Below are 25,128 nucleotides of genomic sequence, written 5' to 3'. Positions count from 1 at the left end.
TCGTTCACATCCCCGCGCGCTTCATACAGCGCTGATAACGCTCATCGACCCGCTTGGCGAACCATGCCGTGGTGAGCTTGCGGGTGATTTTTGGGCTTTGCAGAACGATTCCCGGCAATACCGCCCGAGGTAATGGCCGGCCTTCGGCCTGTTCGGCCAAGGCAAAGACGCGCCGATAAAGCTTGGTGTCCTCGAACTCGAGACCTTTCCCCTCCTCCAATTGATCCCGAATGGTCAGGTTGCGCATGTCCAGTTGCTTGCCGAGAGTGCGCACCGCCAATTCCGTAGCGCCAGGCATGATCGAACCGTAGCGCACCAGATCGCCATCCAGCGCCAACGGGATGCCGGTCGCACGGCTTACCGCGTTCTGAAACGCCGCATTACGGCTGGCATACCAACCGGCATTGAAATCGGCGAAGCGATACAGCGGCTGCTTGTAGCTCACCGGGTAACCGAGCAAGTGGGCAATACCGAAATACAGGCCACCGCGACGCGTGAACACTTCGCGGCGAATCGAGCCGTCCACCGGGTAGGGATAATGACGCGCCTGCTGCTCGGCGAAGTCGATGCTGACCTGCATCGGCCCACCGGTGTGCACCGGATTGAAACCATCGAACAGCGTCCGCCCCATGGGCACCATGCCAATGAAATCATCGAAAATCGCGCTGAGTTCTCTTTCGCTGCGCGCGGCATTCAGCCGGTCGCTGTAACTTTTGCCATTGGGTGAACTGACCTGCAACGCACCGCTTACCAGCAGGCCGGGGATGTGAGCCTTGGCGGCGCGACGGTCGATCTCGTCCCGGGCGATCTTGCCCAGGCCCGGCACCGGCGGATCAGCCTGAAACGTCGACTCCTGCTCAGTGACCGCGAGTACCGAACACAGGTTTTGCGTGGTCGGCGAAATGTTCTGGGCAGCAAATGCCGCGTAGATATCCGTGGCCCAGCCTTGGCGATCGACCGTCTTGGCCGGCAACAGGCGCATGATCTCGGCCTTAACCTCGGCGGGCTTGCGGGCCGGCGGTTCCTGCGTGCGCTGGCTACCGCAACCGGCCAGAACCAACAGTGCCGCGACGCTCATGATCAATCGATTGGCTTGCATGGTGCTCCATCAAAATCCGTTGAGCCGGGTTAACCATACGATCAATGGCATGGCGCAGGCTATGACTGTGACAGTCGCGGACTGTTCCCCTGCGCTGTAGGGGTGGTTTTCCGTTGGGCAGCCGGGAGGCCAGTGCATTTGGGCTGAACCATACTTGATCCACATACCGCGGAGGACAGGCTCATGAACCGTAGCGACGTGCTGATCATCGGCGCCGGCCCGACCGGGCTGGTACTGGCGCTGTGGTTGAGCAAACTGGGGATTGCGGTGCGCATTATCGACAAGACGTCGACACCCGGCACCACTTCACGTGCGCTGGCGGTACAGGCGCGAACGCTTGAACTGTATCGCCAGCTCGACCTCAGCGACGCCGTTGTGCAAAACGGCCATAAAGTGTCCGCAGCGAATTTCTGGGTCAAAGGCGAACCTGTCGCACGCCTGCCGCTGAGCACCATCGGCGAGGGTCTGACGCCCTACGCGTTTCTGGAAATGTATCCGCAAGACGAGCACGAACGCCTGCTGATCGAACGCCTGGAGGCCTTCGGTATTAAAGTGGAGCGCGATACTGAACTGCAAAGCTTCGAGGAAACCGGCGACGGCATCACCGCCCGGCTGCGCTTGCCCGATAGCCAGCAGGAAACCTGTCAGGCCTGTTACCTCGCAGGCTGCGATGGCGCCCGGTCGATTGTGCGCAAAACGCTGGACACCGGTTTTCCAGGCGGCACCTACCAGCAGATTTTCTACGTGGCGGACGTGCAGGCTCGTGGCCCCACGTTCAACGGTGAACTGCATGTGGACCTTGATGAAGCCGACTTCCTCGCCGTATTCCCCTTGGCCGGCGAAGGTCGCGCCCGACTGATCGGCACGGTTCGCGACGAGCGCGCCGACCGTGCCGAAACCCTCCAGTTTGCAGACGTCAGCAGCCGGGCCATCGAGCATCTAAAAGTGCAGATCGATCAGGTGAACTGGTTCTCGACTTACCGCGTGCATCACCGGGTTGCGGATCACTTTCGCACGGGGCGCGCGTTTCTGTTGGGTGACGCCGCCCATGTCCACAGCCCGGCGGGTGGCCAAGGCATGAACACCGGGATTGGCGATGCGATCAATCTGGCCTGGAAACTCGCGGCGGTGTTGAGCGGTGGCGCCTCGGCCAAACTGCTCGACAGTTATGAAACCGAACGCATCGCCTTTGCCCGGCGATTGGTGGCGACTACCGACCGGGTCTTCAGTTTCGTCACCGCCGAAGGGCGAATTGCCGACGTGCTGCGCACCCGCGTGGCACCCTTTTTGATCCCGAAAATGACATCGCTGGAAGCCGCTCGGGAGTTCCTGTTTCGCACGGTGTCGCAGACCACCCTCAACTATCGCGGCATGCCATTGAGCGAGGGCGTTGCTGGCCATGTTCACGGCGGTGATCGCCTGCCTTGGGCCCACGACGGTGAAGGGGACAATTTCGAGTCGCTGAAAAATCCGACCTGGCAGGTGCATGTGTATGGCGATACCAGCGACGAGATGATCGCCTGGTGCACCGAGCATCACCTGCCGTTGCAGGTGTTCGACTGGCGGCCGGCGTTTGAAGCGGCGGGACTCACACGCAACGGGTTTTACCTGTTACGGCCGGATACCTATGTAGCGATTGCCGACTACAGCGCCGATCCGAAGGTGATCGAGCGGTATTTCCGGGACCGTGGGATTCGGCCTTTCTTCGGCTGAAGATCTTTTGATGATCGTTCCCACGCTCTGCGTGGGAATGCAGCCAAGGACGCTCCGCGTCCCAACAAGCGTGACGCGGAGCGTCACAGGAGGCATTCCCACGCAGAGCGTGGGAACGATCATTCAAGACAGTTAGATCCCGGCCAGGGCCAGGTCCATCGCGAAGTAGGTGAAGATCAAATCCGCCCCGGCCCGTTTGATCGCCCCCAGGCTCTCACGCACCACTCGGGCTTCATCAATCGCCCCGGCCTGGGCGGCGAATTTGATCATCGCGTACTCGCCACTCACCTGATACGCCGACAGCGGCAAACGCGAGGCTTCGCGGATGTCGCGGATGATGTCCAGGTACGCGCCGGCCGGTTTGACCATCAGCGCGTCGGCGCCTTCCTGTTCGTCCATCAGCGATTCCCGCACGGCTTCGCGGCGGTTCATCGGGTTCATCTGATAGCTTTTGCGGTCGCCCTTCAGCGCACTGCCGCCGGCCTCGCGGAACGGACCATAAAGCGCCGAAGCGAATTTGGTCGAATAGGCCATGATCGCGGTCTGGCTGAAACCCGCTTCATCGAGCGCCCGGCGAATGGCCTGGACCTGCCCGTCCATGGCCGCCGACGGTGCGATCACATCGGCGCCAGCGCGGGCAGCGGCTACGGCTTGTTTGCCGAGGTTGATCAGGGTCTGGTCGTTGTCGACTTCGTGGTGGTGCAGCACGCCGCAGTGGCCGTGATCGGTGTACTCGCAGAAACAGGTGTCGGACATCACGATCATTTCCGGCACGGCGTCTTTGGCGATGCGCGACATGCGTGACACCAGGCCGTTGTCGCTCCAGGTATCGCTGCCATTGCTGTCCAGATGATGGGACACGCCAAACGTCATCACCGATTTGATCCCGGCCCGAGCGTAACGCTCGATCTCGCCAGCCAGCTTCGACTCGGGAATGCGCATCACCCCGGGCATGCTCTTGATCGGCACGAAATCGTCGATTTCTTCCTCGACGAAAATCGGCAGCACCAGATCATTCAAGCTGAACTCGGTTTCCTGGAACAGGCTGCGCAGGCTCGCATTGCGGCGCAGACGGCGTGGACGTGCTTCGGGGAACTGACTGGGCATGGGTCTTCCTGAATAACAGCGGAAAAGACGAAACTTATAGGGGGCGAAGCTTATGCCCTGCAAGGCGCGGCGCACAATCGCCGCATTCCCCTGTGGGAGCGAGCCTGCTCGCGATGAGGCCATAACCGCCACCATAGATGCTGAATGACAGACCGCTATCGCGAGCAGGCTCGCTCCCACAGGTTCGGCGCAAATGAGTTCATTGCCTGCCTTGGTGATGAGGGATTCAAAGCGGTTGCTTGGGGATTTCCAGCCCGCGAATCACCGCCGGCCTTGCCAGAAAACGCTCCAGAACGCGGGTAACATTGGGGAAATTCTGGATGCCGACCAGCTCACCGGCTTCGTAGAAGCCGATCAGGTTGCGCACCCACGGAAAGGTCGCGATGTCGGCGATGGTGTAGCGTTCGCCCATGATCCAGTCGCGCCCTTGCAGACGGCCGTCGAGGACTTGAAGCAAGCGCTTGCTTTCCTCAACGTAGCGATCACGGGGACGCTTGTCTTCGTAGTCTTTGCCGGCGAATTTGTTGAAAAAACCGAGCTGGCCGAACATCGGCCCGATACCGCCCATCTGAAACATCAGCCACTGAATGGTCTCGTAACGCGCCGCCGATTCCTGCGCCAGCAGTTGCCCGCTCTTGTCGGCGAGGTAAATCAGAATCGCCCCGGACTCGAACAAGGCAAGCGGTTGGTCCCCCGGACCGTGGGGGTCGAGGATCGCCGGGATCTTGTTATTGGGGTTCAACGAGAGAAATTCAGGGGACAGCTGATCGTTGGTGTCGAAGCCCACACGATGCGGCTCGTAGGGCAGCCCGATTTCCTCGAGCATGATCGAAACCTTGACGCCATTGGGCGTTGGCAAGGAATAGAGCTGGATCCACTCCGGGTATTGCGCCGGCCATTTTCGAGTGATGGGGAATGCAGACAAATCGGTCATAAGGGGCATCCACGGGAAAAACGGAGTGAAGATCATAATGTAGGAGCTGCCGAAGGCTGCGATCTTTTGGCGTCCTCAGGGGGCGCGCCGAAGAGAAAGATCAACAGATCGCAGCCTTCGGCAGCTCCTGCAAGGAGTAAGGTATGTGCCGTGTCCATAAATCCGCAACATCCAGTCGATAACCTTTTCCCCAATCCGTTCAAGGTTGCCGTTAAAGTGTCGGGCACCTCACTCGGATCGAACCAAAGGGCTTCAGAGGACTCTGAGCATTGCCCTGTAGGAAACGGATCGGGTCAACGACATGGAATACACCCGATGCTGGGAGCTCGCGGTGTCAAGGTTTGTCAGCCTTAACCGAATACGCTGAAGATGACCTATTCGATGATGAACGCATTGAAATTCGCCAAACGCTTCAAACATCGCGCCTATATCTTCCTGCCTTCCCTGCTGGCGGTCAGCGCGTTGTTTTTGTCGCTTGAGTCCAGTGAAAGCCGCGCCCAACCGGCGGACGGTACCCAGACGCTGGTATTCCTGCGCCACGCGGAAAAACCCGCCGGCGGACTGGGCCAGCTCAATTGTCAGGGGCTGAACCGCGCCATCGACCTGGCCACCTTGTTGCCGGAAAAATTCGGCAAGGCCAACTACGTGTTTGCCGCCAACCCGACACGCAATGTCGAGGAAGGTGAACTGGATAATTCCTACAGTTACATTCGCCCCCTGATGACCATCAGCCCCAGCGCAATCAAGCTCGGTTTGCCGGTGAACATCGAATTCTCGGCCAACGACACCAGCGACCTGGCGGATGAACTGCTGCACGACAAGTATCACAATTCGGTCATTTATACGGCCTGGTCCCACGGGTACCTGCCCGAGCTGATCAACAAGGTCGCCGGGGAAGCCGTCGGCGAGAAACAGAACATCACCGATGATTGGGCATCCAGCGACTACGACTCGCTGTACGTGCTCACACTGACCTGGCACAACGGCAAGGCCAGCCTGAAGAGCCACAGCTACAAGCAAGGTCTGGATAACGGTCAGGAGACCTGTCCGACGTAAGTGGTCGGGCGCTTGTCAGGGCCTCATCGCGAGCAGGCTCGCTCCCACATTTGATCTTCAGTGAACACAGATTCTGCGTACTACCGAGATCCAGTGTGGGAGCGAGCCTGCTCGCGATGGGGCCGGCAAAAACTACATTATCCCCGCTGATTACCCCGCTCCCGCAGGTATTCAAGCACCGCCCCCCGCTCCCCGACAAACTCGATCCGCGTCCCCTTCTTCTCCCGCTGAAACGCATACATCGGGTCGTAATATTCGCGCAGTAACCCTTCGATCCAGCCTCGGTGCAAATCCACCGCACCGCTGTTCGCCTGTTCCGCCAGCGCATCTTCCATCAAGGTCAACATCCGCTGATGGCGTTCGCCGCCCAGCCTTTTCTGGACATTGTTCAGGCTCGCCAGCAAACGCTCGGAAAACAGCGCGAAGCCTTCATCGCCATGCACTTCGATGAACTCGGCGCACAAGTCCACCACGTAATCGCGCAGGATTCGCTCGACCCGCCCTTCCAGGCTGTCTTCCAGCCAGACCATCGGAAACTGCTGCATGCCCTGATACAGCGGCAGCGGCAAGGCGCAACTACCAATCGCGCGGCTCTCGTCTTCCAGCACGAACTGTTCGATACCACGGGCACGTTTCTTCAGCACATCCACGGCCAGGCGGTTTTCAAAGTCGATGTTGGAGGGTTGGCCGGTGGCGCGTTTGCCGAAGCTGGAGCCGCGATGATGGGCGTGGCCTTCAAGGTCCAGCCCGTTGCTCAATTGCGTGAGCACCTCGGTCTTGCCGGTGCCAGTCATACCGCCCAGCAAAACGAAATCGCACTGGGCAATGGCCTGATCGAGCGTGTCGAGCAAGAAGGTGCGCATGGCCTTGTAGCCGCCACCGACCCGCGGATAGTCGATACCCGCTTCGTCCTTGAGCCACTGCTGAACGATCTGCGAACGCAGCCCGCCACGAAAACAATACAAATACCCATCTGGATGCGCCCGGGCAAATTCGGCCCAGGCCTGGATGCGCTCGGCCTTGATCTCGCCGGCCACCAATTGATGCCCCAGCGTGATGGCCGCTTGCTGACCTTGCTGCTTGTAGCAGGTACCGATCCGTTGCCGCTCGAGGTCATTCATCAGCGGCAAATTGACCACCCCAGGGAATGAGCCCTTGAGGAATTCGACCGGCGCGCGGGTATCCATCATCGGCCGGTCGTTGAGAAAGATGTCGCGGTAATCGGTGAAGTCGATGGACATCAAATCACCTCTACCGCGTTAGTCTGTCGCTCAACCAGTTCGCCGATCGGCTCAAGGGTCAGGCCGAGTTCGGCCGCCACCACCAAAAACTGTTCACTGCCCTCAGGCGTGACCGCAATCAGCAGACCACCGCTGGTCTGCGGATCGCAGAGCACGCGTTTGTGCAACTCCTGGAGCCGGCCGACCTTGCTGGCGTAGCTGTCGAAATTGCGCAGCGTGCCACCGGGCACACAGCCCTGATCGAGGTAATACTCGACGCCCGGCAGGCGCGGCACCCGGTCATATTCGATGCGAGCGGTCACGTTGCTGCCGTCGGCCATTTCCACCAAGTGCCCGAGCAGGCCGAAACCGGTGACGTCAGTCATCGCGGTCACACCGTCGAGCTTGCCGAAACGGCTGCCGGGTTTGTTCAGGGTGCACATCCAGTCGCGGGCCAGGCCGATGTCGGCATGGCGCAACTTGCCCTTCTTCTCGGCCGTGGTGAGGATGCCGATGCCCAAGGGTTTGGTGAGGTACAGCAAGCAACCGGCGGTGGCGGTGTCATTGCGCTTCATGTGGCGTTTTTCCACCAGTCCGGTCACGGCCAGGCCGAAGATCGGCTCTGGCGCGTCGATGGAATGGCCGCCAGCCAGTGGAATCCCCGCCTCGTCGCAGACCGAACGCCCGCCACGAATCACTTCCCGGGCAATCTCCGGCGCCAGCACATTGACCGGCCAGCCGAGGATCGCAATCGCCATCAACGGATCGCCACCCATGGCGTAGATATCGCTGATGGCATTGGTGGCGGCGATACGGCCGAAGTCGAAGGGATCGTCGACGATCGGCATAAAGAAGTCGGTAGTCGAGACCACGCCGCGTTCTTCGTCGATGGCATACACCGCCGCGTCATCGCGCGAGGCGTTGCCGACCCAGAGTTTCGGGTCCAGGTTTTGTGCGCCGCTGCCGGCCAGAATCACCTCCAGCACCTGGGGCGAAATCTTGCAGCCACAGCCTGCGCCATGGCTGTATTGGGTCAGACGAATCGGCTCGCTCATCAGGGGTGCACCTTGTGAAGTCAATGCCGAGGATTCTACAGCAACCCTGTGGCGAGGGGGCTTGCCCCCGTTGGGCTGCGCATCGGCCCCAAAACCAGACAATGCGGTTTTGGTTTACGACTGCTGCGCAGCCGAACGGGGGCAAGCCCCCTCGCCACAGCAAGCCCCCTCGCCACAAAATCTCCTTTGCCCGTCCTTGCCACAGATCGGGTTGATCATCTGCCAGTCGACACCACTTTGGTGCATATCCCCGCCAGATCCCCTTCGCCCTGAAAACCACTCCTTCTGCTCATCGCCCCGAAATCCTTGACCAAAAGGACAGTAAAACTACCAATTCCCTCAATTTTTCAGCACTTTGAACAAAACTGGTATGCCTTGTGCAAACGTTTGCGAGTCGCCGATACCGGCCTGTTCGCCACCTAACCGCGTAAAACCCGCACCACCGGGCTTTCGATCCGCACGAAAAGGGACTTTTAATGCATTGCACCTCCAGCCGCGTGACTTGCTCACGCACTTTTGCTGTTTCCTTGCTGCTGGCCAGCGTTACAGGACTACTCAGCAGCCACGTTTTGGCCCAACCGGCCAGCGCCGAAGAATCCGCCCAGGGCGAAGCCCTCAGCCCTGAAGCCAGCCCGCCGAAAAAAGGCGCCTACCTGTCGGACTGGTTCAACCAGGACCTGACCGTCATCGGCAGCAAAGACATCAGCTTCGGCCCACAACCGGCCGACGATATCTACCTGGAATATGAATACTTCGGCCGCAAGGGCCCGTTCGAGTTGTACGGCTACATCGACATTCCAAAGATCTTCGACATCGGCAACAGCCATGACAAAGGTGTCTGGGACCACGGCTCGCCGGTGTTCATGGAGCACGAACCGCGGATTTCCATCGACTACCTGGCCGGCCGCAGTCTGGCCATCGGGCCGTTCAAGGAATGGTACGTGGCGTTCGACTGGATCTACGACCACGGCAGCAACAGCGCCAACCGCGCAAACACGCTGTACAGCGGCTTGGGCACCGACATCGACACCCATTCGCGGGTCAACCTGTCGGCCAACTTCTATGGTCGCTACCAATGGGAAAACTACGGTGCCAGTAATGAATATTCGTGGGACGGCTACCGCGCCCAGCTCAAGTACATCGTGCCCATCAGCAGTTTCAGCAACGGCGCTTCGTTGACCTACATCGGTTTCACCAACTTCGACTTCGGCTCCGACCTGCACAAGGACAACCCGGCCCGCACCGCCAACGCCACCGTGGCCACCAACGTGTTGCTTTACGCCTTCACCCACTTGCGTTTCACCCTGGTCGGCCGTTACTTCCACAACGGCGGCAACTGGGACGACGGCAGTGAGTTGAATTTCGGCGACGGTGACTTCCGCGCCCGTTCCAACGGCTGGGGTTACTACGCCGGTGTCGGTTATCAGTTTTAAGGCTCATTTGAATCAGGAGGTTTTATGAATGCAATGACGCGTCTTTCCTTATCCGTGGCCCTGGCCTGCGGCACTCTGCTCTCTTCTGCTGCCTGGGCTAGCGACGCACCGATCCAGCCGAAAGTGATGCTGATCACCATGTTCGCCCCCGAGGCGCAGAACTGGATCGATCGCCTGGAGCTCAAGCAAGAAGTGCGCGTACCGGGCCTGTCCGCCGAGTACCCGAATATTCGCTGCAACACCCGACAGGTGTGCCTGATGGTCACCGGCATGGGCCAGACCAATGCCGCGGCCTCGACCCTGGCTTTGGCGCTGTCGTCGAAATTCGACCTGCGCAAAAGTTACTTCCTGATTGCCGGGATTGCCGGCATCAGCCCGCACCACGGCACCATCGGCACCACCGCGTGGGCGCACTACCTGGTGGAGTTCGGCACCCAGTGGGAGCTGGATTCCCGGGACGCGCCGAAAGACTGGCCGACCGGTTACCTGGGCATCAACACCAAAGGCCCGAACGAAAAACCGCCGCTGGACTACAAGACTGAAGTGTTCGAACTCAATCCGAAGTTGCAGGCCAAGGCGTTCGCCCTGAGCCACAAGGTTCAGCTGAGCGAGAGTAAGGAATCAGCGGCATGGCGCTTGAAATATCCATCGGCCCCTGCCAATCAACCACCGGTGGTGACCCAGTGCGACACGCTGGCGGGCAATACCTGGTTTTCCGGGACGCGGTTGAGTGAGCGGGCCGAAGTCTGGACCAAACTGCTGACCAATAACGAAGGGGTCTATTGCACGACTCAGCAGGAAGACAACTCCACCTACGAGGCGCTGCTGCGCGCCAGCCGCGAGGGGCTGGTGGATGTCCGGCGCCTGGCGGTGGTGCGCGCCGGTTCCGACTTCGACCGGCCGGCGCCGGGCCAGAGCGAGGTGGATAACCTGCTCAAATATGCCGATCAAGGTGGGTTTGTGCCGGCGCTGGAGAACCTGTACCGCACGGGGAATCCGTTGGTGCAGGAGATTTTGCAGAATTGGTCGGTTTGGGAGAAAGGTGTGCCTGAGGTCTGAGTCCAGCTTCAGTCCGTCATCGCGAGCAGGCTCGCTCCCACAGAGGTCTGTGTTGGTCACAAATCATGTGAGCGGCGCAGATCAACTGTGGGAGCGAGCCTGCTCGCGATAGGGCCAGAACATTCGACAAAGATGCCGACTGGGATGGTTCCGCCGGCGCACCTTGGGCCATAGGCTAGGATCATCTGGGGTCAGGAACGCTCCAGGATCACGAGGCGCCCGGCTGTCGCCAGTCACTGTCACCGTCCGACAATTCGACTGAATTTTCGCCGCGCCTCGTGATCCCTCTATAACTACAGGGAGGAATACGGGTTTTATGAACAACGCAAAACTTTTCGTCATTGAATACACCCTTCATGGCCAGCCCAAGTCTTTCATTATCCGCCTCGACAAAATGGACAATGCAGAGGCTTGGCACTGGGCAAGTTGCGATGCCGGAGTCGGCCGGATCCCGCGCTTTGGCCGTGAGAGGGTGCAAAAGACCAGCAAACCGCTGGCAGAGAAATTCGGCATCGAGAATGTGACCTGGCGACCGGCCAGTTGAGCGTCAAAAAGGAGGGGAAAGATTCAATCCGAAGTGGAGCCTGGACGGCTCCACTTTTTTGGCTGAACGGTCAGTGCTTTGCACACTTGCAGCCTTTGGTGGAGCATGCTTCGCCGTGTTCGTGATGTTTGGCGCAGGCTTCACAGCAATAGTGCTTGCCGTGACGCGCGATCGGATGTTCGCCCAGTTTGCAGGAACATTTGGGGCAGTCGCAGATACCTTCACTGTCGATCATGAGTCTGACTCCATTGTTGTGGTCGTCAAGGTGCCGCGGGTGCGCGACACCTGAAGCAAATGACCGCTCGTCCCCCAAACGGGTTCAAACAAACCCTTGGACGGTGTTTGCTTACTAATGAGGGTAGTCGCGATGCAGCTACTCATGGACGAACACTGCCCTGTGGCGAGGGGGCTTGCCCCCGTTCGACTGCGCAGCAGTTGTAAAACCGGCGAATGCGGTTTATCAGATATAACCAAGTTGATTGGTTCTGGGGTCGCTTCGCAACCCAACGGGGGCAAGCCCCCTCGCCACACAAGCACTCTCAATCAGATACGGAATTGCCCGACCAGTTGCCCCAGGCGCTGCCCCAGATCGGCCAGGCTGCGCGAGGTCTGGGCGCCGAGCTGGGTTTCGTCGGCGACGCTGTCTACGGCCACGGCGATCTGGTGCACGCTGCGGTTGATCTCTTCGGCCACGGCAGTTTGCTCTTCGGCGGCGCTGGCGATCTGGGCGTTCATCGAGTTGATGGTGCCGATCAATTGGGCCATGGCATCCAGAGACGCCCCCGCCTCGTTGGCCTGGGCCGACGTGCCGTCGCCGGCCTCGCTGGAGCGGCGCATGGCTTCGACCGCCGATTGGGTGCCGGCCTGCAAGCGGTCGATCATGCCCTGGATTTCCTGGGTGCTGATTTGCGTGCGACTGGCCAATGCACGCACTTCGTCGGCGACCACCGCAAAACCACGCCCGGCCTCACCGGCGCGGGCGGCTTCAATAGCGGCGTTGAGCGCCAGCAGGTTGGTCTGCTCGGCAATCGAACGGATCACCCCGAGCACGCTGACAATCGACGACACGTCTTTCTGCAGGCTGTCGAGCGATACGCCGCTGCTGCGAATGTCATTCACCAACGCATGAATCTTCACGATGCTGCCGGCCACCACACGCTTGGCGGCCTGGCCTTCTTCGTCGGTCTGCTGGGCAGCGACCGCCGCGTTTTGCGCACTCTTGGCCACTTCCTGGGCCGCCGCTGACATCTCATTGATCGCCGTGGCCACCTGATCGGTTTCGTGACGCTGGCGCTCCATGGCTTGATCCGAGCGCTGGGCCTGATCGGACACCTGATTCACCAGCCCGGTCAGTTGCGAGGTCATTTCAGTGATCTGGCGTACCAGACCGTGGATCTTGTCGACGAAACGGTTGAACGAGCCGGCCAGTTGGCCGAGTTCATCCTGGCTGGTGATGGTCAGACGCCGGGTCAGGTCGCCCTCGCCCGCCGCGATGTCGTCGAGGTTGGCTTTCATCAGGTTCAGCGGACGCAGAATGGTGTTGGCCAGCAGCATCCCGGCAGCAGCAATCACCAACAACACCACCGCGGCAATCCCGACAATGCTCAGCACCACGCCTTGCATGCGTTCCTGGACCTTGGCCTCGACCACTGCCACTTGGGCTTCGATGCCGTCGAGGTTGACCGAGGTGCCGACCGCCATGTCCCACTTCGGCAGGTATTCGGTGTAGCCGAGCTTGGGCACCAGCACTTGGGTGTTACCGGGCAGCGGCGAGCTGTATTGCAGGTAGTGAGTACCGTCCTTGGCGACTTTCACCAGGTCACGGTTGACGTAGACGCCGTTCGGGTCGCGGTTGTCCTTGAAGCTCTGGCCCACGCCTTCGGGGCTGTTGGCCTTGAACAGGCGCACGGTATTGGAGTCGTAGCCGAAGAAGTAGCCGTCCTTGCCATAGGTGATGCTCGACAGCAATTTGATCGCCTGCGCCCGCGCTGCGTCATCGCCGGGGGCGGCCGCGTCGTAGAGCGGTTTGATCGTGGTCATGGCCACGGCAACGTAACTTTGCAGGGTCGCCTTGGCATCGCTGAGCAGGCGCTGACGGGTTTGCTCGACTTCCTTGCTCGCCTGCTCTTGCAGGATAAACAACGTGGTCAGACTGATGACCAGCGCAAAGAGCAGCACCGGGAGGACGGCAAGGGACAGGACTTTAGCCTTCAGGCTCATGCGCATGACGTTCACTCTTTTGATTTTGTTGGCGTGGTTAAAGGCTATAACGGCAGGCCAATTCAAAAGTTGAACGCGATCATTGTGGGAGCGAGCCTGCTCGCGATGGCGGCGATACCTTCAGCATCAATGTGACTGACAGATCGCAATCGCGAACAGGCTCGCTCCCACAGGGGTAGTAGCCGTTACAGAACCATCGCCGCCACCCAGCCAAACGCCAGCAATGGCAGGTTGTAGTGCAGGAAGGTCGGGACCACGGTGTCCCAGATGTGGTGATGCTGGCCGTCGATGTTCAGACCGGAGGTCGGGCCCAGGGTCGAGTCCGACGCGGGTGACCCGGCATCGCCCAATGCGCCGGCGGTGCCGACGATGCACACGATGGCGATCGGGCTGAAGCCCAGTTGCACGCACAACGGCACGAAAATCACCGCCAGAATCGGGACGGTGGAAAACGACGAGCCAATGCCCATGGTCACCAACAGGCCCACCAGCAGCATCAGCAACGCGCCAATGGCTTTGCTGTGGTCGATCCACGAAGCCGAGGACTCCACCAGCGTTTGCACTTGCCCGGTGGCTTTGATCACTTCGCCAAACCCGGAGGCGGCGATCATGATGAAGCCGATCATCGCCATCATCTTCATGCCTTCGGTGAACAGGTCATCGGTGTCGCGCCATTTGACGATGCCCGACACCGAAAAGATCAGGAAGCCCACCAGCGCCCCGATAATCATCGAGTCCAGCAGCAACTGAACAATGAACGCAGCGGCAATCGCCAGACCGGCAATCACCAGGCTCATGGGGTTGTACTGCACCGCGACCTGTTCAACCTGCTCGATCTTTTCCAGATCGTAAACGCGCTTCTTGCGATAGCTGATGAAGGCTGCCGCGAGACCAAAAACCATGCCCAGCGCCGGAATGCCCATGGCATGGGTGACGTTGATACCGCTGATGTCTACCCCGCTACGGGCGACGTTGGCCAGCAGGATTTCATTGAGAAAGATGTTGCCGAAGCCCACGGGCAGGAACATGTACGGCGTGATCAGACCGAACGTAATGACGCAGGCAATCAATCGACGGTCCAGTTGCAGTTTGGTCAGCACATATAACAGTGGCGGCACCAGCAACGGAATAAAGGCGATATGAATCGGCAAAATGTTCTGGGAGGCGATGGCCACCACCCACAGCAGGCCGATCAGCAGCCATTTGACGTTTCCGCCACCGTTGGCGTGCTGGCGATCGACCATAGCCAGGGCCCTGTCGGCCAGCGCATGGGCCAGGCCGGACTTGGCAATGGCCACCGCGAACGCGCCGAGCAAGGCATAGGACAACGCAACCGTCGCCCCGCCGCCGAGGCCGCTATTGAAAGCTTTAAGGGTCGCGTCGATGCCCAAGCCACCGGTCAAGCCACCGACCAGCGCCCCCACAATCAGCGCGATCACCACATGCACGCGGGACAGGCTGAGTATCAGCATGATGCCGACCGCGGCAATTACTGCATTCATTGTTGTTACCTCAAAGCAGCGCGGTGAGGCAATCACCGCCAAACGGAATGAGTCCGGCCGGCAGTCTGTATGAGCGCCGCCAGCGGATTAGGAGAAATGGGTTTTATTAGAGGGCGCGCACTGTGCCGGACCGCTGCCGCCTTGTCAAAGCCAACACCTGTAGGCGCTGCCGAAGGCTGCGATCTTTTGATTTTCAACGACCTCGATGACGCCAGAAGATCAAAAGATCGCAGCCTTCGGCAGCGCCTACGGGATGTGAATCAGTGTCATAAGGGTATGAGTTGTGTCAGGCGACATTGATATTGACTGTACCGCCGCTATCGCGAGCAGGCTCGCTCCCACAGGGGTAGTGGTTGTCCGCAAAATTTGCAGGCAATACAGATCCAATGTGGGAGCAACTGTCTTGATGGTTTTTACTTTGAAGGCATATCGATGTTGACTGTGCCGCCGTCTTCGCGAGCAAGCCCGCTCCCACAGGTTAAGCAGTGTTCTTTGGATCGGGGTCAGCGTTTGGGTAGCTCGATCGTCACTTTCAACCCGCCCCACTCACTTTCCTCCAGCCTCAGCACCCCGCCCCACGTATCGACGATGTCGCGCACGATGCCCAACCCCAGCCCATGCCCATCCGTCTGTTCATCCAGCCGGGTACCGCGGCTGAATACCTGAGCGCGCTGGTCTTCGGGAATTCCCGGCCCATCGTCTTCCACGCTCAACTCAAACCCTTCCGCCGTTTCGACCACGCTCAGCCGCACCTCGGCATCCGCCCATTTGCAGGCGTTGTCCAGCAGGTTGCCGAGCAACTCCAGCAGATCTTCGCGATCCCACGGCAGTTGCAAACCGGCAGGCGCGCGGTAGCTCAAGTCGAGGTGTTCGCCGTGGATCATGTTCAACGTGGCTAACAACCCCGGTAGCTCGGCATCACAATCGAACAACGCTCCCGGCAGTGCATCCCCGGACAGCCGGGCGCGGTTGAGTTCGCGATTGAGCCGTTGCTGAACCTGTTCCAGTTGCGCCTGCATGACTTTGCGCAACTGCGGGTGAGCATCGAGTTTTTCGCTGCAAGCCAGGCTCAACAACACCGCCAGCGGGGTTTTCAAGGCATGGCCGAGGTTGCCCAAGGCGTTGCGTGAACGCTTGAGGCTGTCTTCGGTGTGGGCCAGCAAATGGTTGATCTGCGCCACCAGCGGTTCCAGCTCCAGCGGTACTTCTTCGTCGAGTTGCGAACGCTGGCCCTGCTGCAATTGGGCGATTTGCTCGCGAGCCTTTTCCAGGGGGCGCAAGGCGCGGCGCACGGTGATCCGTTGCAATAGCAAAATCAACAACAGCCCCGCCAGCCCCAACCCCAGACCGACCTGCTGCATGCGCCGAAAGCTCTCGCGCACCGGGGTGTAGTCCTGGGCGACGCTGATGGAAATCGCCTGGCCCAACCGGCGATAGTCCGAACGCAACACCAACAACTGCTGGCCTTCCGGCCCCAATTGCAGATTGCTATGCAGGCCAGGATGTCCAAGCTGCGGAAGCTCCTGATCCCATAACGAGCGGGAACGCCAATGGCTGTTGGCGAAATCGATACGAAAGTAATGCCCGGAGAACGGTCGCTGATAGGCCGGCGACAAATGCCGCTCATCCAGTTGCAAACCCTGCGGCCCACGCACCAGCGCCACCAGCAGGTTTTCGCTGTCGTTGCGCAACCCGTCTTCGAGGTAGCGTTGCAACCCCATTTCGAACAGCCACAGGCTGGTTTGCGCCAGCACCAGGCCGACGATCACCATCACGCTGATCAGGCCCAGGCTCAAGCGGCGCTGGATCGACCTCACTGGGCTTGCCCGCCGAACAGGTAACCCTGACCGCGACGGGTTTCGATCACGCTGCGGCCGAGCTTGCGTCGCAGGTGGTTGACGTGAACCTCCAGCACATTGGAATCGCGCTCGGTTTCACCGTCGTAGAGGTGTTCAGCGAGGTGGCTTTTGGAAAGGATTTGTTCAGGGTGCAGCATGAAGTAACGCAGAAGGCGAAACTCGGCGGCGGTGAGCTGGATGTCTGCACCGTCGCGGGTCACGCACTGGCGACCTTCATCCAGATGCAAACCGGCGGCCTTGAGCGTCGGCTGATTGGCGTGACCGTGGGAGCGGCGTAACAATGCCTGGACTCGCAGGTGCAACTCTTCGGGGTGAAACGGTTTGGTCAGGTAATCGTCGGCGCCGGTCTTGAGACCTTCGATCCGCTCGGCCCAGGAACCGCGCGCAGTGAGGATCAGAACTGGCGTGGCCAAGCCGCCGGCCCGCCATTGCGCCAGCACGTCGAGCCCCGGCAAACCCGGCAGTCCCAGGTCAAGGATGATCAGGTCATAAGGCTCGCTGCTACCCTGGTACACCGCATCGCGGCCGTCGGCCAGCCAATCCACCGCGTAACCCTGCCGGTTGAGGCCGGCCATCAATTCGTCGGCCAGCGGCACATGGTCTTCCACCAGGAGCAAACGCATCGGTCAGTCTTCCTTGTCTTTCAGTAAATGGCCGGTGATGGCGTCGAGGTCCAGCTCGCGCACCATACCTTCGGCGGTCAGCAGCTCGACCTCGTAAATGTAGACGTCGTGCTTTTCCTCAAGCTCGGCTTCCAGCAGCTTGGCCCCGGGATAGAGGTCCAGTGCTTGCTGCAAGAGCTGCTCCAGCGGCAGGATCACACCTTGTTGGCGCAGGCGCAGGGCCTCGTCCTGATCCAGGTCGCGGGCCATGACCACCGAGCAAAATGCCAGGAGCGCCAGCGCCATCCGACTGCTGGCGCGCCGATTTAAACAAAACACCTTCATTACGTATCCTGATGATCCTTGAGAACCTGCCCGCTGACAGCGTCCAATTCCAGGTCCCACTCAAGGCCCTGCGGGTCGCGCAGTTCCACCTGGTAGATGTACTTGCCGTACTCTTCTTCAAGCTCGGTTTCGCTGATTTTGGCGCCGGGGTGTTTGGCCAATGCCGTGGCGTTGAGCGTCTCGAAGGACACAATGGTACCAGCGTCGCGCAGTCTCAGGGCTTCGTCGGGGCCGAGGTCGCGCGCGTGGGCGATGCTGGCGGTCATGGCGATGATGGAGGCGGTGAACAGGGCAGTCAGGATTTTCATGGGTGTCTCCGTATTTTTTTATGTGTTGCTATTGAGAGCTACCTTAGTGATTCGAACTTAACTGAAACTGAATTGCCATCATTGATGATTGCAACGCGACATTACTGACCTACACAAATCCCGGTAGGAGCTGCCGAAGGCTGCGATCTTTTGATCTTTGGCTGCGTCATGAACGCCAAAAATCAAAATCAAAAGATCGCAGCCTTCGGCAGCTCCTACATTGATCGGGGGCGCTTAACATTCAACAAATATGTCGATTGTTATACCGCTTTCGCGAGCAAGCCCGCTCCCACATAATCCCCCGCCTGCCAGACATCGAGACCGGTATGACCGCGATCCACATCAAGTTCCCTTCCCTGACGCTCAAGGCCGGCCCGCGTGCCCTGGCGCGCATCCGTGCCGATGGCTTGAGCGCCGCGGATGTGGGCACGCTGCCGGGCGCCGCCGGTGGCCCGAAGGCGTTGGGGATTCAGGGGCTGGATCTGGCGCTGTTCGGCGAATGGCTGCCGGCGGCGCCCCGGGAGCGTTCGCTGATCGGCGCCTCGGTGGGTTCCTGGCGGTTCGCCAGCGCCTGCTTGCCGGATGCCGCCGAAGGCATCCGCCGCCTCGGTCATCTGTACACCGAGCAGAATTTCGCCAAGGGTGTGACCATGGCGCAGATCAGCCAGAGTTCCCGACGCATGCTCGATGACTTGCTCGACGGCCGCGATGCCTCGATTCTGGACAACGCCCACTACCGACTGAACATCATGGTGGTCAAAAGCCATGGCCTGCTGGCGGACGATCATCGCGGTCGGCTGGGGCTGGGCCTGTCATCGGTGATCGCCGACAACCTGCGCGGACGGGCGCGGCTGTCGCGGCATTTCGAGCGGCTGATCATCCATGACCCGCGTCTGGCGCCACCGGTCAACGCGCTGAATGACTTCCCGTCGCGCTTCGTTGCGCTGGATACCGGCAACCTGCGCCAGGCCCTGCTCGCCTCGGGTTCGATCCCGATGGTCATGCAAGGCGTGCGTGACCTGCCGGGCGCCGGTGCCGGGACGTTTCGCGATGGCGGACTGCTGGACTATCACCTCGACCTGCCCTACAGCGGCAACGACATTGTGCTGTATCCGCACTTCACTGATCGAGTGATCCCCGGCTGGTTCGACAAGACCCTGCCGTGGCGCCGCGCCTGTCCTGCGCGCTTGCAGGATGTTCTGCTGCTGGCGCCGTCAAAGGAATATCTGGCGCGCCTGCCCTTCGGCAAACTGCCGGACCGTAACGATTTCAAGCGCTTCATGGGCGACGCCCCGAGCCGGCAAAAGTACTGGCGCGTGACGATGGATGAAAGCCGCAGGCTAGGTGACGAGTTTCTCGAACTGACCGCCAACGGTCGCCTCGGCGAGCGCTTGCTGACCCTCTAGTGCCCTGTCTCGCTAATACTGTTCCTTTTTGACGGTGGCTGTTGTCGCCATGCTGCGTTGCCGCTCCTCGCCATAGCGGGCTATGACTCGTCGCGGCGCCTTGCCTGACGACAACAGCCACTCGCCAAAAGAGGAACGTATTGGTGAGACAGGACACTGGTCAGTGTTTTCCCGCATCGCCAAACACAAGCTGGTAAACTCGCCACCTGCCCCTATCGCCGCGGCGATCGCCACCTGACAGAGCTGAACATCACTGTGGAAATCTTCAAAGAGTTTACCTTCGAGTCCGCCCACCGCCTGCCCCACGTGCCGGACGGCCACAAGTGCGGTCGCCTGCACGGTCACTCGTTCAAAGTGGCGATTCACCTGAGCGGCGACCTCGATCCGCACACCGGCTGGATCCGCGACTTCTCGGAAATCAAGGCGATCTTCAAGCCGCTCTACGAGCGCCTGGACCACAACTACCTGAACGACATTCCCGGCCTGGAAAACCCGACCAGCGAAGTGCTGGCCAAGTGGATCTGGAATGAATTGAAGCCCCTGCTGCCGGAACTCAGCGCGATTCGCATCCACGAGACCTGCACCAGCGGTTGCATCTATCGCGGTGAGTAACCCCCGAGGGAGATTCTGTGGCGAGGGGGCTTGCCCCCGTTGGGTTGCGAAGCAGCCCTAAAATCTCTGATACACCAAAGATCTTGTGAGTGCTACGCACTCAAACGGGGGCAAGCCCCCTCGCCACAGGGCTCCCACAAGGGGCAACTGCGTTTCGTCAGTGAATAGAGAAACAGCCTTCAATGGCTGTTTTTTTATGCTTATGCTTCTTGGCTCGCACATGCCAAGAGGACGCTCCCATGGCTGACTGGCCGCTGGCTCAGACCTATCGTTTCAATGGGCACTCCGTGCGCTACGCCGTACGTGGCGACGGTCCGCCGCTGGTGTTCGTGCATGGCACGCCCTTCTCTTCTTATGTATGGCACCGGATTGCGCCGCACTTCATCACCACGCACCGGGTGCACTACTTCGATCTGCTGGGTTACGGGCAATCCACACAGCCCGACGGCGATGTGTCGTTGGGCGTACAAAACCAACTGTTGGCGCAGTTGCTGGAGCACTGGGGCCTGCAACGGCCAGACGTGGTGGCCCACGATTTCGGCGGCGCCACCGCGTTGCGCGCGCATCTGCTCAATGGCAAGGATTACCGCAGCCTGACGCTGATCGATCCAGTGGCGCTGTCGCCCTGGGGTTCGCCATTCGTGCAGCATGTGCGTCAGCATGAAGCCGCATTCAGCGGATTGCCCGATTACATTCAGCAGGCGATTGTGCCGGCCTATATTCGCGGCGCGATCAAGCGCGAGATTCCCGATCAAGAGCTGGCGCCCTATGTGCGGCCATGGCTTGGGGAGCCTGGGCAAGCAGCGTTCTATCGGCAGATCGCGCAGATGGATGAACGTTATACCCGCGAGGTCGAAGGGCTGTATCCGACGGTTCGCTGCCCGGTGCAGATTCTTTGGGGAGAGGACGATCAGTGGATTCCCATCGAGCGCGGCCGGGCGCTGCAACAGATGATTGCCGGGTCGCAGTTTCATGCCATTGCGAATGCCGGGCATCTGGTTCAGGAGGATGCGCCGGAGGTGATTGTGGCGGCGCTGCTGCGGTTTTTGCCGTTGGCCGGTTGATGATGATCGTTCCCACGCTCTGCGTGGGAACGCCTCAATGGGCGCTCTGCGTCCGCCTCGGAATGGACGCGGAGCGTCCCGCGCTGCGTTCCCACGCAGAGCGTGGGAACGATCAACAAATGTTCCAATTTGACTCAACCCCGCACCGCTTTCGTGCCTCTCTGCGGGCCAACTCCGTCGGCTCGGCTATAAATAACTACGCCACCCCACGCTTGGCACGAGCACTGCAACACCCCCCGCGTCCTCCATCCAGCAAGGAACGCCATATGACGCAGAACGATTCGGGCAACGATTACCCCCTCAGCGAAGTCCCTATGCATGCTCGCAAGGGACTAGCCTCCACCGCCATGGTGCTACTGGGTTTTACCTTCTTCACCGCGACCATGTTTGCCGGCGGCAAGCTCGGTGTGGCGTTCAGTTTCGGCGAGATGATGGCGGTGATTATCGTCGGCAATCTGCTGCTGGGGATCTACGCCGCTGGGCTGGGCTACATCGCCTTCAAGAGCGGCCTGAACTCGGTGCTGATGGGACGTTTCTGCTTTGGTGAAGTGGGCAGCAAACTCAGCGATCTGATCCTCGGCTTCACCCAAATTGGCTGGTATGCCTGGGGCACCGCGACGGCGGCAGTGGTGCTGGGAAAATATTTCGAACTGAGCGAGGGCACGGTTCTCGGGTTGATGGTGCTGTTCGGCCTGGGCTTCTGTGCCACGGCCTACATCGGCTATCGCGGGTTGGAGATTCTGTCGTACATCGCCGTGCCGGCCATGATGTTGCTGCTGATGCTGTCGATGTGGGTCGCGACGGTGAAGGTCGGCGGTCTCGAGGGCTTGCTCGCGGTGGTTCCGACAGGGACGCTGGATTGGTCGACCGCGATTACCCTGGTGTTCGGCACATTCGTCAGCGGTGCGACGCAAGCCACCAACTGGACACGCTTCTCCCGTTCGGCGCGGGTGGCGGTATTGGCGAGCCTGATCGGCTTCTTCGTCGGCAACGGTCTGATGGTGCTAATCGGTGCCTACGGCGCCATCGTCTATCAGCAACCGGATGTGGTCGAAGTGCTGCTGTTGCAAGGCTTCGCCATGGCCGCGATGGCGATGTTGCTGCTCAACATCTGGAGTACTCAGGACAACACCATCTACAACTTCGCCGTCGCTGGCTGCAACCTGCTGCGCACCGACCGTCGCAAAACCGTGACCCTGGCCGGCGCGGTGATCGGCACGCTGCTGGCCCTGCTGGGCATGTACGACATGCTGGTGCCTTACCTGATTCTGCTGGGCACGGTGATTCCGCCGATTGGCGGGGTGATCATGGCGGACTTTTTCTTCCGCTATCGGGGTCACTATCCCCGCCTGGCGGATACGCAATTGCCCGCGTTCAACTGGTCTGGCCTGACTGCCTATGCGGTCGGCACGGTCGCCGCCTTCAACTCGCCATGGGTCGCGCCGCTGGTAGGGATTGCCGCTGCCGCGCTAACGTATGTGTTATTGACCGGCGTACTGGGTGCCCGTACCGCCGACGCGCCACTCCAAGATCTATAAGAAGGATTGCCTGATGCACATCATCAACGCCCGTCTGCGCAACCAAGAAGGCCTGCATGAGTTGCACCTGGAAAACGGCCTGATTCACAGCATCGCCCGGCAAACCGAAGCCCCATCACTGGGGCCTGACGACCTGGACGCCGGCGGTAATCTGGTGGTACCGCCCTTCGTCGAGCCGCACATTCACCTCGACGCCACCCTGACCGCCGGCGAGCCGCGCTGGAATATGAGCGGCACGCTGTTCGAAGGCATCGAGTGCTGGGGCGAACGCAAGGCCACCATCACCCACGAAGACACCAAGACCCGCGCCAAGAAGACCATCCAGACCCTCGCCGCCCACGGCATCCAGCATGTGCGCACCCACGTCGACGTCACTGACCCGGAGCTGACCGCGCTCAAGGCAATGCTCGAAGTCCGCGAAGAAAGCCGTCATCTGATCGACCTGCAAATCGTCGCGTTCCCTCAGGAAGGCATCGAGTCGTACCGCAACGGTCGGGAGCTGATGGAAGAGGCGATCCGCCTGGGCGCCGATGTGGTCGGGGGCATTCCGCATTTCGAATACACCCGAGATCAGGGCGTGAGCTCGGTGAAGTTCCTCATGGACCTGGCCGAACGCACCGGTTGCCTGGTGGACGTGCATTGCGACGAAACCGACGACCCGCACTCACGTTTCCTTGAAGTGCTGGCCGAAGAGGCCCGCAGCCGCGACATGGGTTCGCGCGTCACCGCCAGCCACACCACGGCCATGGGCTCCTACGACAACGCGTACTGCGCCAAGCTCTTTCGGCTGCTCGGGCATTCGGGGATCAGCTTTGTCTCCTGCCCCACCGAAAGCATTCACCTGCAAGGACGCTTCGACAGCTTCCCGAAACGCCGTGGCGTGACTCGGGTGAATGAGTTGCTCGAAGCGGGGATGAATGTGTGCTTCGGCCAGGATTCGATTGTCGACCCGTGGTATCCGCTGGGTAACGGCAACATCCTGCGGGTGCTCGAGGCTGGTTTGCACATCTGCCACATGCTCGGTTATCGCAATCTGCAGAGCGCGCTGGATCTGGTGACCGACAACAGTGCCAAGGCCATGAACCTGGGTGATCGCTATGGGCTGGAACAAGGACGGCCGGCGAATCTGCTGATTCTGTCGGCGGACAGCGATTATGAGGTGATCCGCAGCCAGGGCCTGCCGCTGTACTCGGTTCGCGGGGGCAAGGTGTTGATGAAGCGGCAGATGCCGGTGGTGGATTTTTTCAGCGATCTGAGCTGAAGTTCAGGTTGTCTGGGCTGACGCCATCGCGAGCAGGCTCGCTCCCACATTAGATCTTCGGTGGACACGGTATTTGTGTACACAACGATCCACTGTGGGAGCGAGCCTGCTCGCGATGGCGATCTAAATTTCAACCCATCAACCGCGCCGTACCAAACAACCTCACCCGACTCAATTCACCATCCACTTCTTCCAGCAAAATCGGCGCCGTGCCGCCAAGCATGACCACCTTCACTGCCCCGGCCGCCACCCAACCCACTCGCCACGCCGCACACGCCACCGCACTGGCGCTGGTGCCCGACGAGGCGGTCGGCCCTTCGCCACGCTCGAACACCCGTGCAACGATTCGGCCCTCGGATTCAAGCATCGCCCATTGCAGATTCACACCCGCCGGACACGGCTGCCCTGCCCCGGTCGGCATGGCATAGGCAATACGCATCAAGCCTTGCGCCAATGGCGGCTCACGCATCTGCTCATTGCTCGGCAACGCGTCGGCATTCGCCAGCAGCGTCACGCAATGCGGATTGCCGATGCGCACAAACTGGCTCCGGCTCCAGGCAGGATCAAGCGCTGACAACGGCTGCACATGGCTGACTTCACGATCATTCAGCGTCACGCGTTCAACCTCGCGCGCACCCACCGCTTGCGGCCCGAACGAAGGCTTTCCCAAATCCAGCCAGAACCCTTGCACACCATCGATTTCAGCGGGTTTCACTGAAGTCTCCACCGGCGAAACCGCGTCGCTCTTGTCGTGATGAACCCGCAGCTGACAGGCCTCTTCCGGCATCAGCCCTTGTTCACTCAGGGCCTGGGAAAAAATCGTCAGGCCGTTGCCACTGCGCTCGGCCAGGCTGCCGTCGGTGTTGACGATCAGCAGGTCAAACGGCGGCGACGATTGAAACGGCCCCACCAGCAGACCATCGCAACGATGCGCCTTGCTGCCGGGTGGTTGTGTCCCGGGAGCCCAGCCGCAGAATGCCTCGATGGCCGACAACGCCCAGGTTTCCCGGATTTGCGCGGCACGGCAGGCCTGTTCAGGCAGCTCTATACCGCTGCCGCGCAGGGCGTCAGGCGCCACCACCGCATAGATATTGCCCCGAGCATCGTACATCCGCGTCATGGCGCCCCTCTCTATGAACAATTGATGTGTCGACGATATCGCGAAACAGCGGCCGGCTGTGCAAGGATGTC

The 25,128-nt window shown here is 60.4% G+C and carries 23 protein-coding genes and 1 pseudogene; 10 read left to right on the top strand and 14 right to left on the bottom strand.

The window, feature by feature from the left end; translation table 11 throughout:
* Positions 1-4 precede the first annotated feature (4 nt).
* Positions 5-1,099 (bottom strand): DUF1615 domain-containing protein, encoded by a 1,095-nt coding sequence (locus ACZ9IM_RS24415; RefSeq protein WP_476225170.1) that lies wholly within the window; start codon positions 1,097-1,099, stop codon positions 5-7.
* 183 nt (positions 1,100-1,282) lie between these two features.
* On the opposite strand from ACZ9IM_RS24415, the gene ACZ9IM_RS24410 reads away from it, so the two are divergent.
* Entirely contained in the window at positions 1,283-2,812 is a 1,530-nt protein-coding gene (locus tag ACZ9IM_RS24410) for an FAD-dependent monooxygenase (protein ID WP_476225168.1), read from the top strand.
* 132 nt (positions 2,813-2,944) lie between these two features.
* Here ACZ9IM_RS24410 and hemB read toward each other — a convergent pair whose 3' ends face one another.
* Positions 2,945-3,919: a porphobilinogen synthase gene (gene hemB, locus ACZ9IM_RS24405; protein ID WP_476225166.1), complete on the bottom strand. Its 975-nt coding sequence runs from the start codon at positions 3,917-3,919 to the stop codon at positions 2,945-2,947.
* A gap of 226 nt (positions 3,920-4,145) precedes the next feature.
* Positions 4,146-4,853, bottom strand: a complete 708-nt coding sequence (locus tag ACZ9IM_RS24400) for a glutathione binding-like protein (protein WP_192343274.1) — start codon at positions 4,851-4,853, stop codon at positions 4,146-4,148.
* Positions 4,854-5,234: 381 nt separating this feature from the next.
* On the opposite strand from ACZ9IM_RS24400, the gene ACZ9IM_RS24395 reads away from it, so the two are divergent.
* Complete coding sequence (locus tag ACZ9IM_RS24395; RefSeq protein WP_476225164.1) at positions 5,235-5,909, top strand: histidine phosphatase family protein; 675 nt, start codon at positions 5,235-5,237, stop codon at positions 5,907-5,909.
* 137 nt (positions 5,910-6,046) lie between these two features.
* Here ACZ9IM_RS24395 and mnmH read toward each other — a convergent pair whose 3' ends face one another.
* Together mnmH and selD are read right to left on the bottom strand one after the other, a co-directional pair.
* The gene (gene mnmH / locus ACZ9IM_RS24390) at positions 6,047-7,150 is read right to left on the bottom strand and encodes a tRNA 2-selenouridine(34) synthase MnmH (protein ID WP_427624458.1); all 1,104 of its coding nucleotides are present in this window, start codon (positions 7,148-7,150) and stop codon (positions 6,047-6,049) included.
* A complete protein-coding gene (gene selD / locus ACZ9IM_RS24385) occupies positions 7,150-8,184 on the bottom strand; it encodes a selenide, water dikinase SelD (RefSeq protein WP_427624456.1) in 1,035 nt (344 codons plus the stop codon). The genes mnmH and selD overlap by 1 nt, the downstream gene beginning before the upstream one ends.
* Positions 8,185-8,660: 476 nt before the next feature.
* Between selD and ACZ9IM_RS24380 the strand changes: the two genes are divergently transcribed.
* From ACZ9IM_RS24380 to ACZ9IM_RS24370, 3 genes are all read left to right on the top strand, one after another.
* On the top strand, positions 8,661-9,617 hold the full coding sequence (locus ACZ9IM_RS24380) for a nucleoside-specific channel-forming protein Tsx (protein WP_401173155.1): 957 nt from the start codon (positions 8,661-8,663) through the stop codon (positions 9,615-9,617).
* A gap of 24 nt (positions 9,618-9,641) precedes the next feature.
* Entirely contained in the window at positions 9,642-10,676 is a 1,035-nt protein-coding gene (locus ACZ9IM_RS24375) for a purine-nucleoside phosphorylase (protein ID WP_476225160.1), read from the top strand.
* Between the two features lie 316 nt (positions 10,677-10,992).
* Entirely contained in the window at positions 10,993-11,220 is a 228-nt protein-coding gene (locus ACZ9IM_RS24370) for a DUF6555 family protein (RefSeq protein ID WP_008071169.1), read from the top strand.
* Between the two features lie 70 nt (positions 11,221-11,290).
* Here the strand turns inward: ACZ9IM_RS24370 and ACZ9IM_RS24365 are convergent, their stop codons facing one another.
* From ACZ9IM_RS24365 to ACZ9IM_RS24330, 8 genes and pseudogenes are all read right to left on the bottom strand, one after another.
* A complete protein-coding gene (locus tag ACZ9IM_RS24365; protein ID WP_427624451.1) occupies positions 11,291-11,455 on the bottom strand; it encodes a metallothionein in 165 nt (54 codons plus the stop codon).
* Positions 11,456-11,763: 308 nt separating this feature from the next.
* Positions 11,764-12,519: a methyl-accepting chemotaxis protein gene (locus tag ACZ9IM_RS24360; RefSeq protein WP_427624553.1), complete on the bottom strand. Its 756-nt coding sequence runs from the start codon at positions 12,517-12,519 to the stop codon at positions 11,764-11,766.
* A 102-nt stretch (positions 12,520-12,621) separates the two neighbouring features.
* A pseudogene (locus tag ACZ9IM_RS24355) lies at positions 12,622-13,440 on the bottom strand (cache domain-containing protein); the annotation flags it as partial.
* Positions 13,441-13,625: 185 nt separating this feature from the next.
* A complete protein-coding gene (locus ACZ9IM_RS24350; protein ID WP_427624449.1) occupies positions 13,626-14,942 on the bottom strand; it encodes a Na+/H+ antiporter family protein in 1,317 nt (438 codons plus the stop codon).
* Positions 14,943-15,445: 503 nt separating this feature from the next.
* Positions 15,446-16,759 (bottom strand): sensor histidine kinase, encoded by a 1,314-nt coding sequence (locus ACZ9IM_RS24345; protein WP_476225158.1) that lies wholly within the window; start codon positions 16,757-16,759, stop codon positions 15,446-15,448.
* On the bottom strand, positions 16,756-17,424 hold the full coding sequence (locus ACZ9IM_RS24340; RefSeq protein WP_008071174.1) for a response regulator transcription factor: 669 nt from the start codon (positions 17,422-17,424) through the stop codon (positions 16,756-16,758). The genes ACZ9IM_RS24345 and ACZ9IM_RS24340 overlap by 4 nt, the downstream gene beginning before the upstream one ends.
* Before the next feature lie 3 nt (positions 17,425-17,427).
* Positions 17,428-17,748 (bottom strand): PepSY domain-containing protein, encoded by a 321-nt coding sequence (locus ACZ9IM_RS24335; RefSeq protein ID WP_427624444.1) that lies wholly within the window; start codon positions 17,746-17,748, stop codon positions 17,428-17,430.
* On the bottom strand, positions 17,748-18,056 hold the full coding sequence (locus ACZ9IM_RS24330; RefSeq protein ID WP_476225157.1) for a PepSY domain-containing protein: 309 nt from the start codon (positions 18,054-18,056) through the stop codon (positions 17,748-17,750). Before ACZ9IM_RS24330 ends, ACZ9IM_RS24335 begins: the two co-directional genes overlap by 1 nt.
* A gap of 326 nt (positions 18,057-18,382) precedes the next feature.
* Between ACZ9IM_RS24330 and ACZ9IM_RS24325 the strand changes: the two genes are divergently transcribed.
* The 5 genes from ACZ9IM_RS24325 to codA all read left to right on the top strand — a co-directional run bounded on the left by ACZ9IM_RS24325 (position 18,383) and on the right by codA (position 23,937).
* Positions 18,383-19,462 carry a patatin-like phospholipase family protein gene (locus ACZ9IM_RS24325; RefSeq protein ID WP_476225155.1) on the top strand — a complete coding sequence of 360 codons (1,080 nt, stop codon included), beginning with the start codon at positions 18,383-18,385 and terminating at the stop codon, positions 19,460-19,462.
* Positions 19,463-19,717: 255 nt separating this feature from the next.
* Positions 19,718-20,074, top strand: a complete 357-nt coding sequence (gene queD, locus ACZ9IM_RS24320; RefSeq protein ID WP_003173033.1) for a 6-carboxytetrahydropterin synthase QueD — start codon at positions 19,718-19,720, stop codon at positions 20,072-20,074.
* 239 nt (positions 20,075-20,313) lie between these two features.
* Entirely contained in the window at positions 20,314-21,138 is an 825-nt protein-coding gene (locus tag ACZ9IM_RS24315; RefSeq protein ID WP_218399068.1) for an alpha/beta fold hydrolase, read from the top strand.
* Positions 21,139-21,404: 266 nt separating this feature from the next.
* Complete coding sequence (gene codB, locus ACZ9IM_RS24310) at positions 21,405-22,676, top strand: cytosine permease (RefSeq protein ID WP_192343261.1); 1,272 nt, start codon at positions 21,405-21,407, stop codon at positions 22,674-22,676.
* A 13-nt stretch (positions 22,677-22,689) separates the two neighbouring features.
* Positions 22,690-23,937 carry a cytosine deaminase gene (gene codA, locus ACZ9IM_RS24305; protein WP_427624437.1) on the top strand — a complete coding sequence of 416 codons (1,248 nt, stop codon included), beginning with the start codon at positions 22,690-22,692 and terminating at the stop codon, positions 23,935-23,937.
* A 130-nt stretch (positions 23,938-24,067) separates the two neighbouring features.
* On the opposite strand, the gene ACZ9IM_RS24300 is transcribed toward codA, so the two are convergent.
* Complete coding sequence (locus tag ACZ9IM_RS24300; RefSeq protein WP_476225153.1) at positions 24,068-25,057, bottom strand: diaminopimelate epimerase; 990 nt, start codon at positions 25,055-25,057, stop codon at positions 24,068-24,070.
* Between the last annotated feature and the right edge of the window lie 71 nt (positions 25,058-25,128).

The organism is Pseudomonas sp. TE12508, assembly GCF_056279485.1.
This window is presented reverse-complemented; position numbering and strand designations above follow the sequence as displayed.

Bases quoted from the DNA above. Each gene is read 5' to 3' on its own strand.
- ACZ9IM_RS24415 (WP_476225170.1), bottom strand. From the start codon at position 1,099: ATGCAAGCCAATCGATTGATCATGAGCGTCGCGGCACTGTTGGTTCTG.
- ACZ9IM_RS24410 (WP_476225168.1), top strand. From the start codon at position 1,283: ATGAACCGTAGCGACGTGCTGATCATCGGCGCCGGCCCGACCGGGCTG.
- hemB (WP_476225166.1), bottom strand. From the start codon at position 3,919: ATGCCCAGTCAGTTCCCCGAAGCACGTCCACGCCGTCTGCGCCGCAAT.
- ACZ9IM_RS24400 (WP_192343274.1), bottom strand. From the start codon at position 4,853: ATGACCGATTTGTCTGCATTCCCCATCACTCGAAAATGGCCGGCGCAA.
- ACZ9IM_RS24395 (WP_476225164.1), top strand. From the start codon at position 5,235: ATGATGAACGCATTGAAATTCGCCAAACGCTTCAAACATCGCGCCTAT.
- mnmH (WP_427624458.1), bottom strand. From the start codon at position 7,150: ATGTCCATCGACTTCACCGATTACCGCGACATCTTTCTCAACGACCGG.
- selD (WP_427624456.1), bottom strand. From the start codon at position 8,184: ATGAGCGAGCCGATTCGTCTGACCCAATACAGCCATGGCGCAGGCTGT.
- ACZ9IM_RS24380 (WP_401173155.1), top strand. From the start codon at position 8,661: ATGCATTGCACCTCCAGCCGCGTGACTTGCTCACGCACTTTTGCTGTT.
- ACZ9IM_RS24375 (WP_476225160.1), top strand. From the start codon at position 9,642: ATGAATGCAATGACGCGTCTTTCCTTATCCGTGGCCCTGGCCTGCGGC.
- ACZ9IM_RS24370 (WP_008071169.1), top strand. From the start codon at position 10,993: ATGAACAACGCAAAACTTTTCGTCATTGAATACACCCTTCATGGCCAG.
- ACZ9IM_RS24365 (WP_427624451.1), bottom strand. From the start codon at position 11,455: ATGATCGACAGTGAAGGTATCTGCGACTGCCCCAAATGTTCCTGCAAA.
- ACZ9IM_RS24360 (WP_427624553.1), bottom strand. From the start codon at position 12,519: ATGGAGCGCCAGCGTCACGAAACCGATCAGGTGGCCACGGCGATCAAT.
- ACZ9IM_RS24350 (WP_427624449.1), bottom strand. From the start codon at position 14,942: ATGAATGCAGTAATTGCCGCGGTCGGCATCATGCTGATACTCAGCCTG.
- ACZ9IM_RS24340 (WP_008071174.1), bottom strand. From the start codon at position 17,424: ATGCGTTTGCTCCTGGTGGAAGACCATGTGCCGCTGGCCGACGAATTG.
- ACZ9IM_RS24335 (WP_427624444.1), bottom strand. From the start codon at position 17,748: ATGAAGGTGTTTTGTTTAAATCGGCGCGCCAGCAGTCGGATGGCGCTG.
- ACZ9IM_RS24330 (WP_476225157.1), bottom strand. From the start codon at position 18,056: ATGAAAATCCTGACTGCCCTGTTCACCGCCTCCATCATCGCCATGACC.
- ACZ9IM_RS24325 (WP_476225155.1), top strand. From the start codon at position 18,383: ATGACCGCGATCCACATCAAGTTCCCTTCCCTGACGCTCAAGGCCGGC.
- ACZ9IM_RS24315 (WP_218399068.1), top strand. From the start codon at position 20,314: ATGGCTGACTGGCCGCTGGCTCAGACCTATCGTTTCAATGGGCACTCC.
- codB (WP_192343261.1), top strand. From the start codon at position 21,405: ATGACGCAGAACGATTCGGGCAACGATTACCCCCTCAGCGAAGTCCCT.
- codA (WP_427624437.1), top strand. From the start codon at position 22,690: ATGCACATCATCAACGCCCGTCTGCGCAACCAAGAAGGCCTGCATGAG.
- ACZ9IM_RS24300 (WP_476225153.1), bottom strand. From the start codon at position 25,057: ATGACGCGGATGTACGATGCTCGGGGCAATATCTATGCGGTGGTGGCG.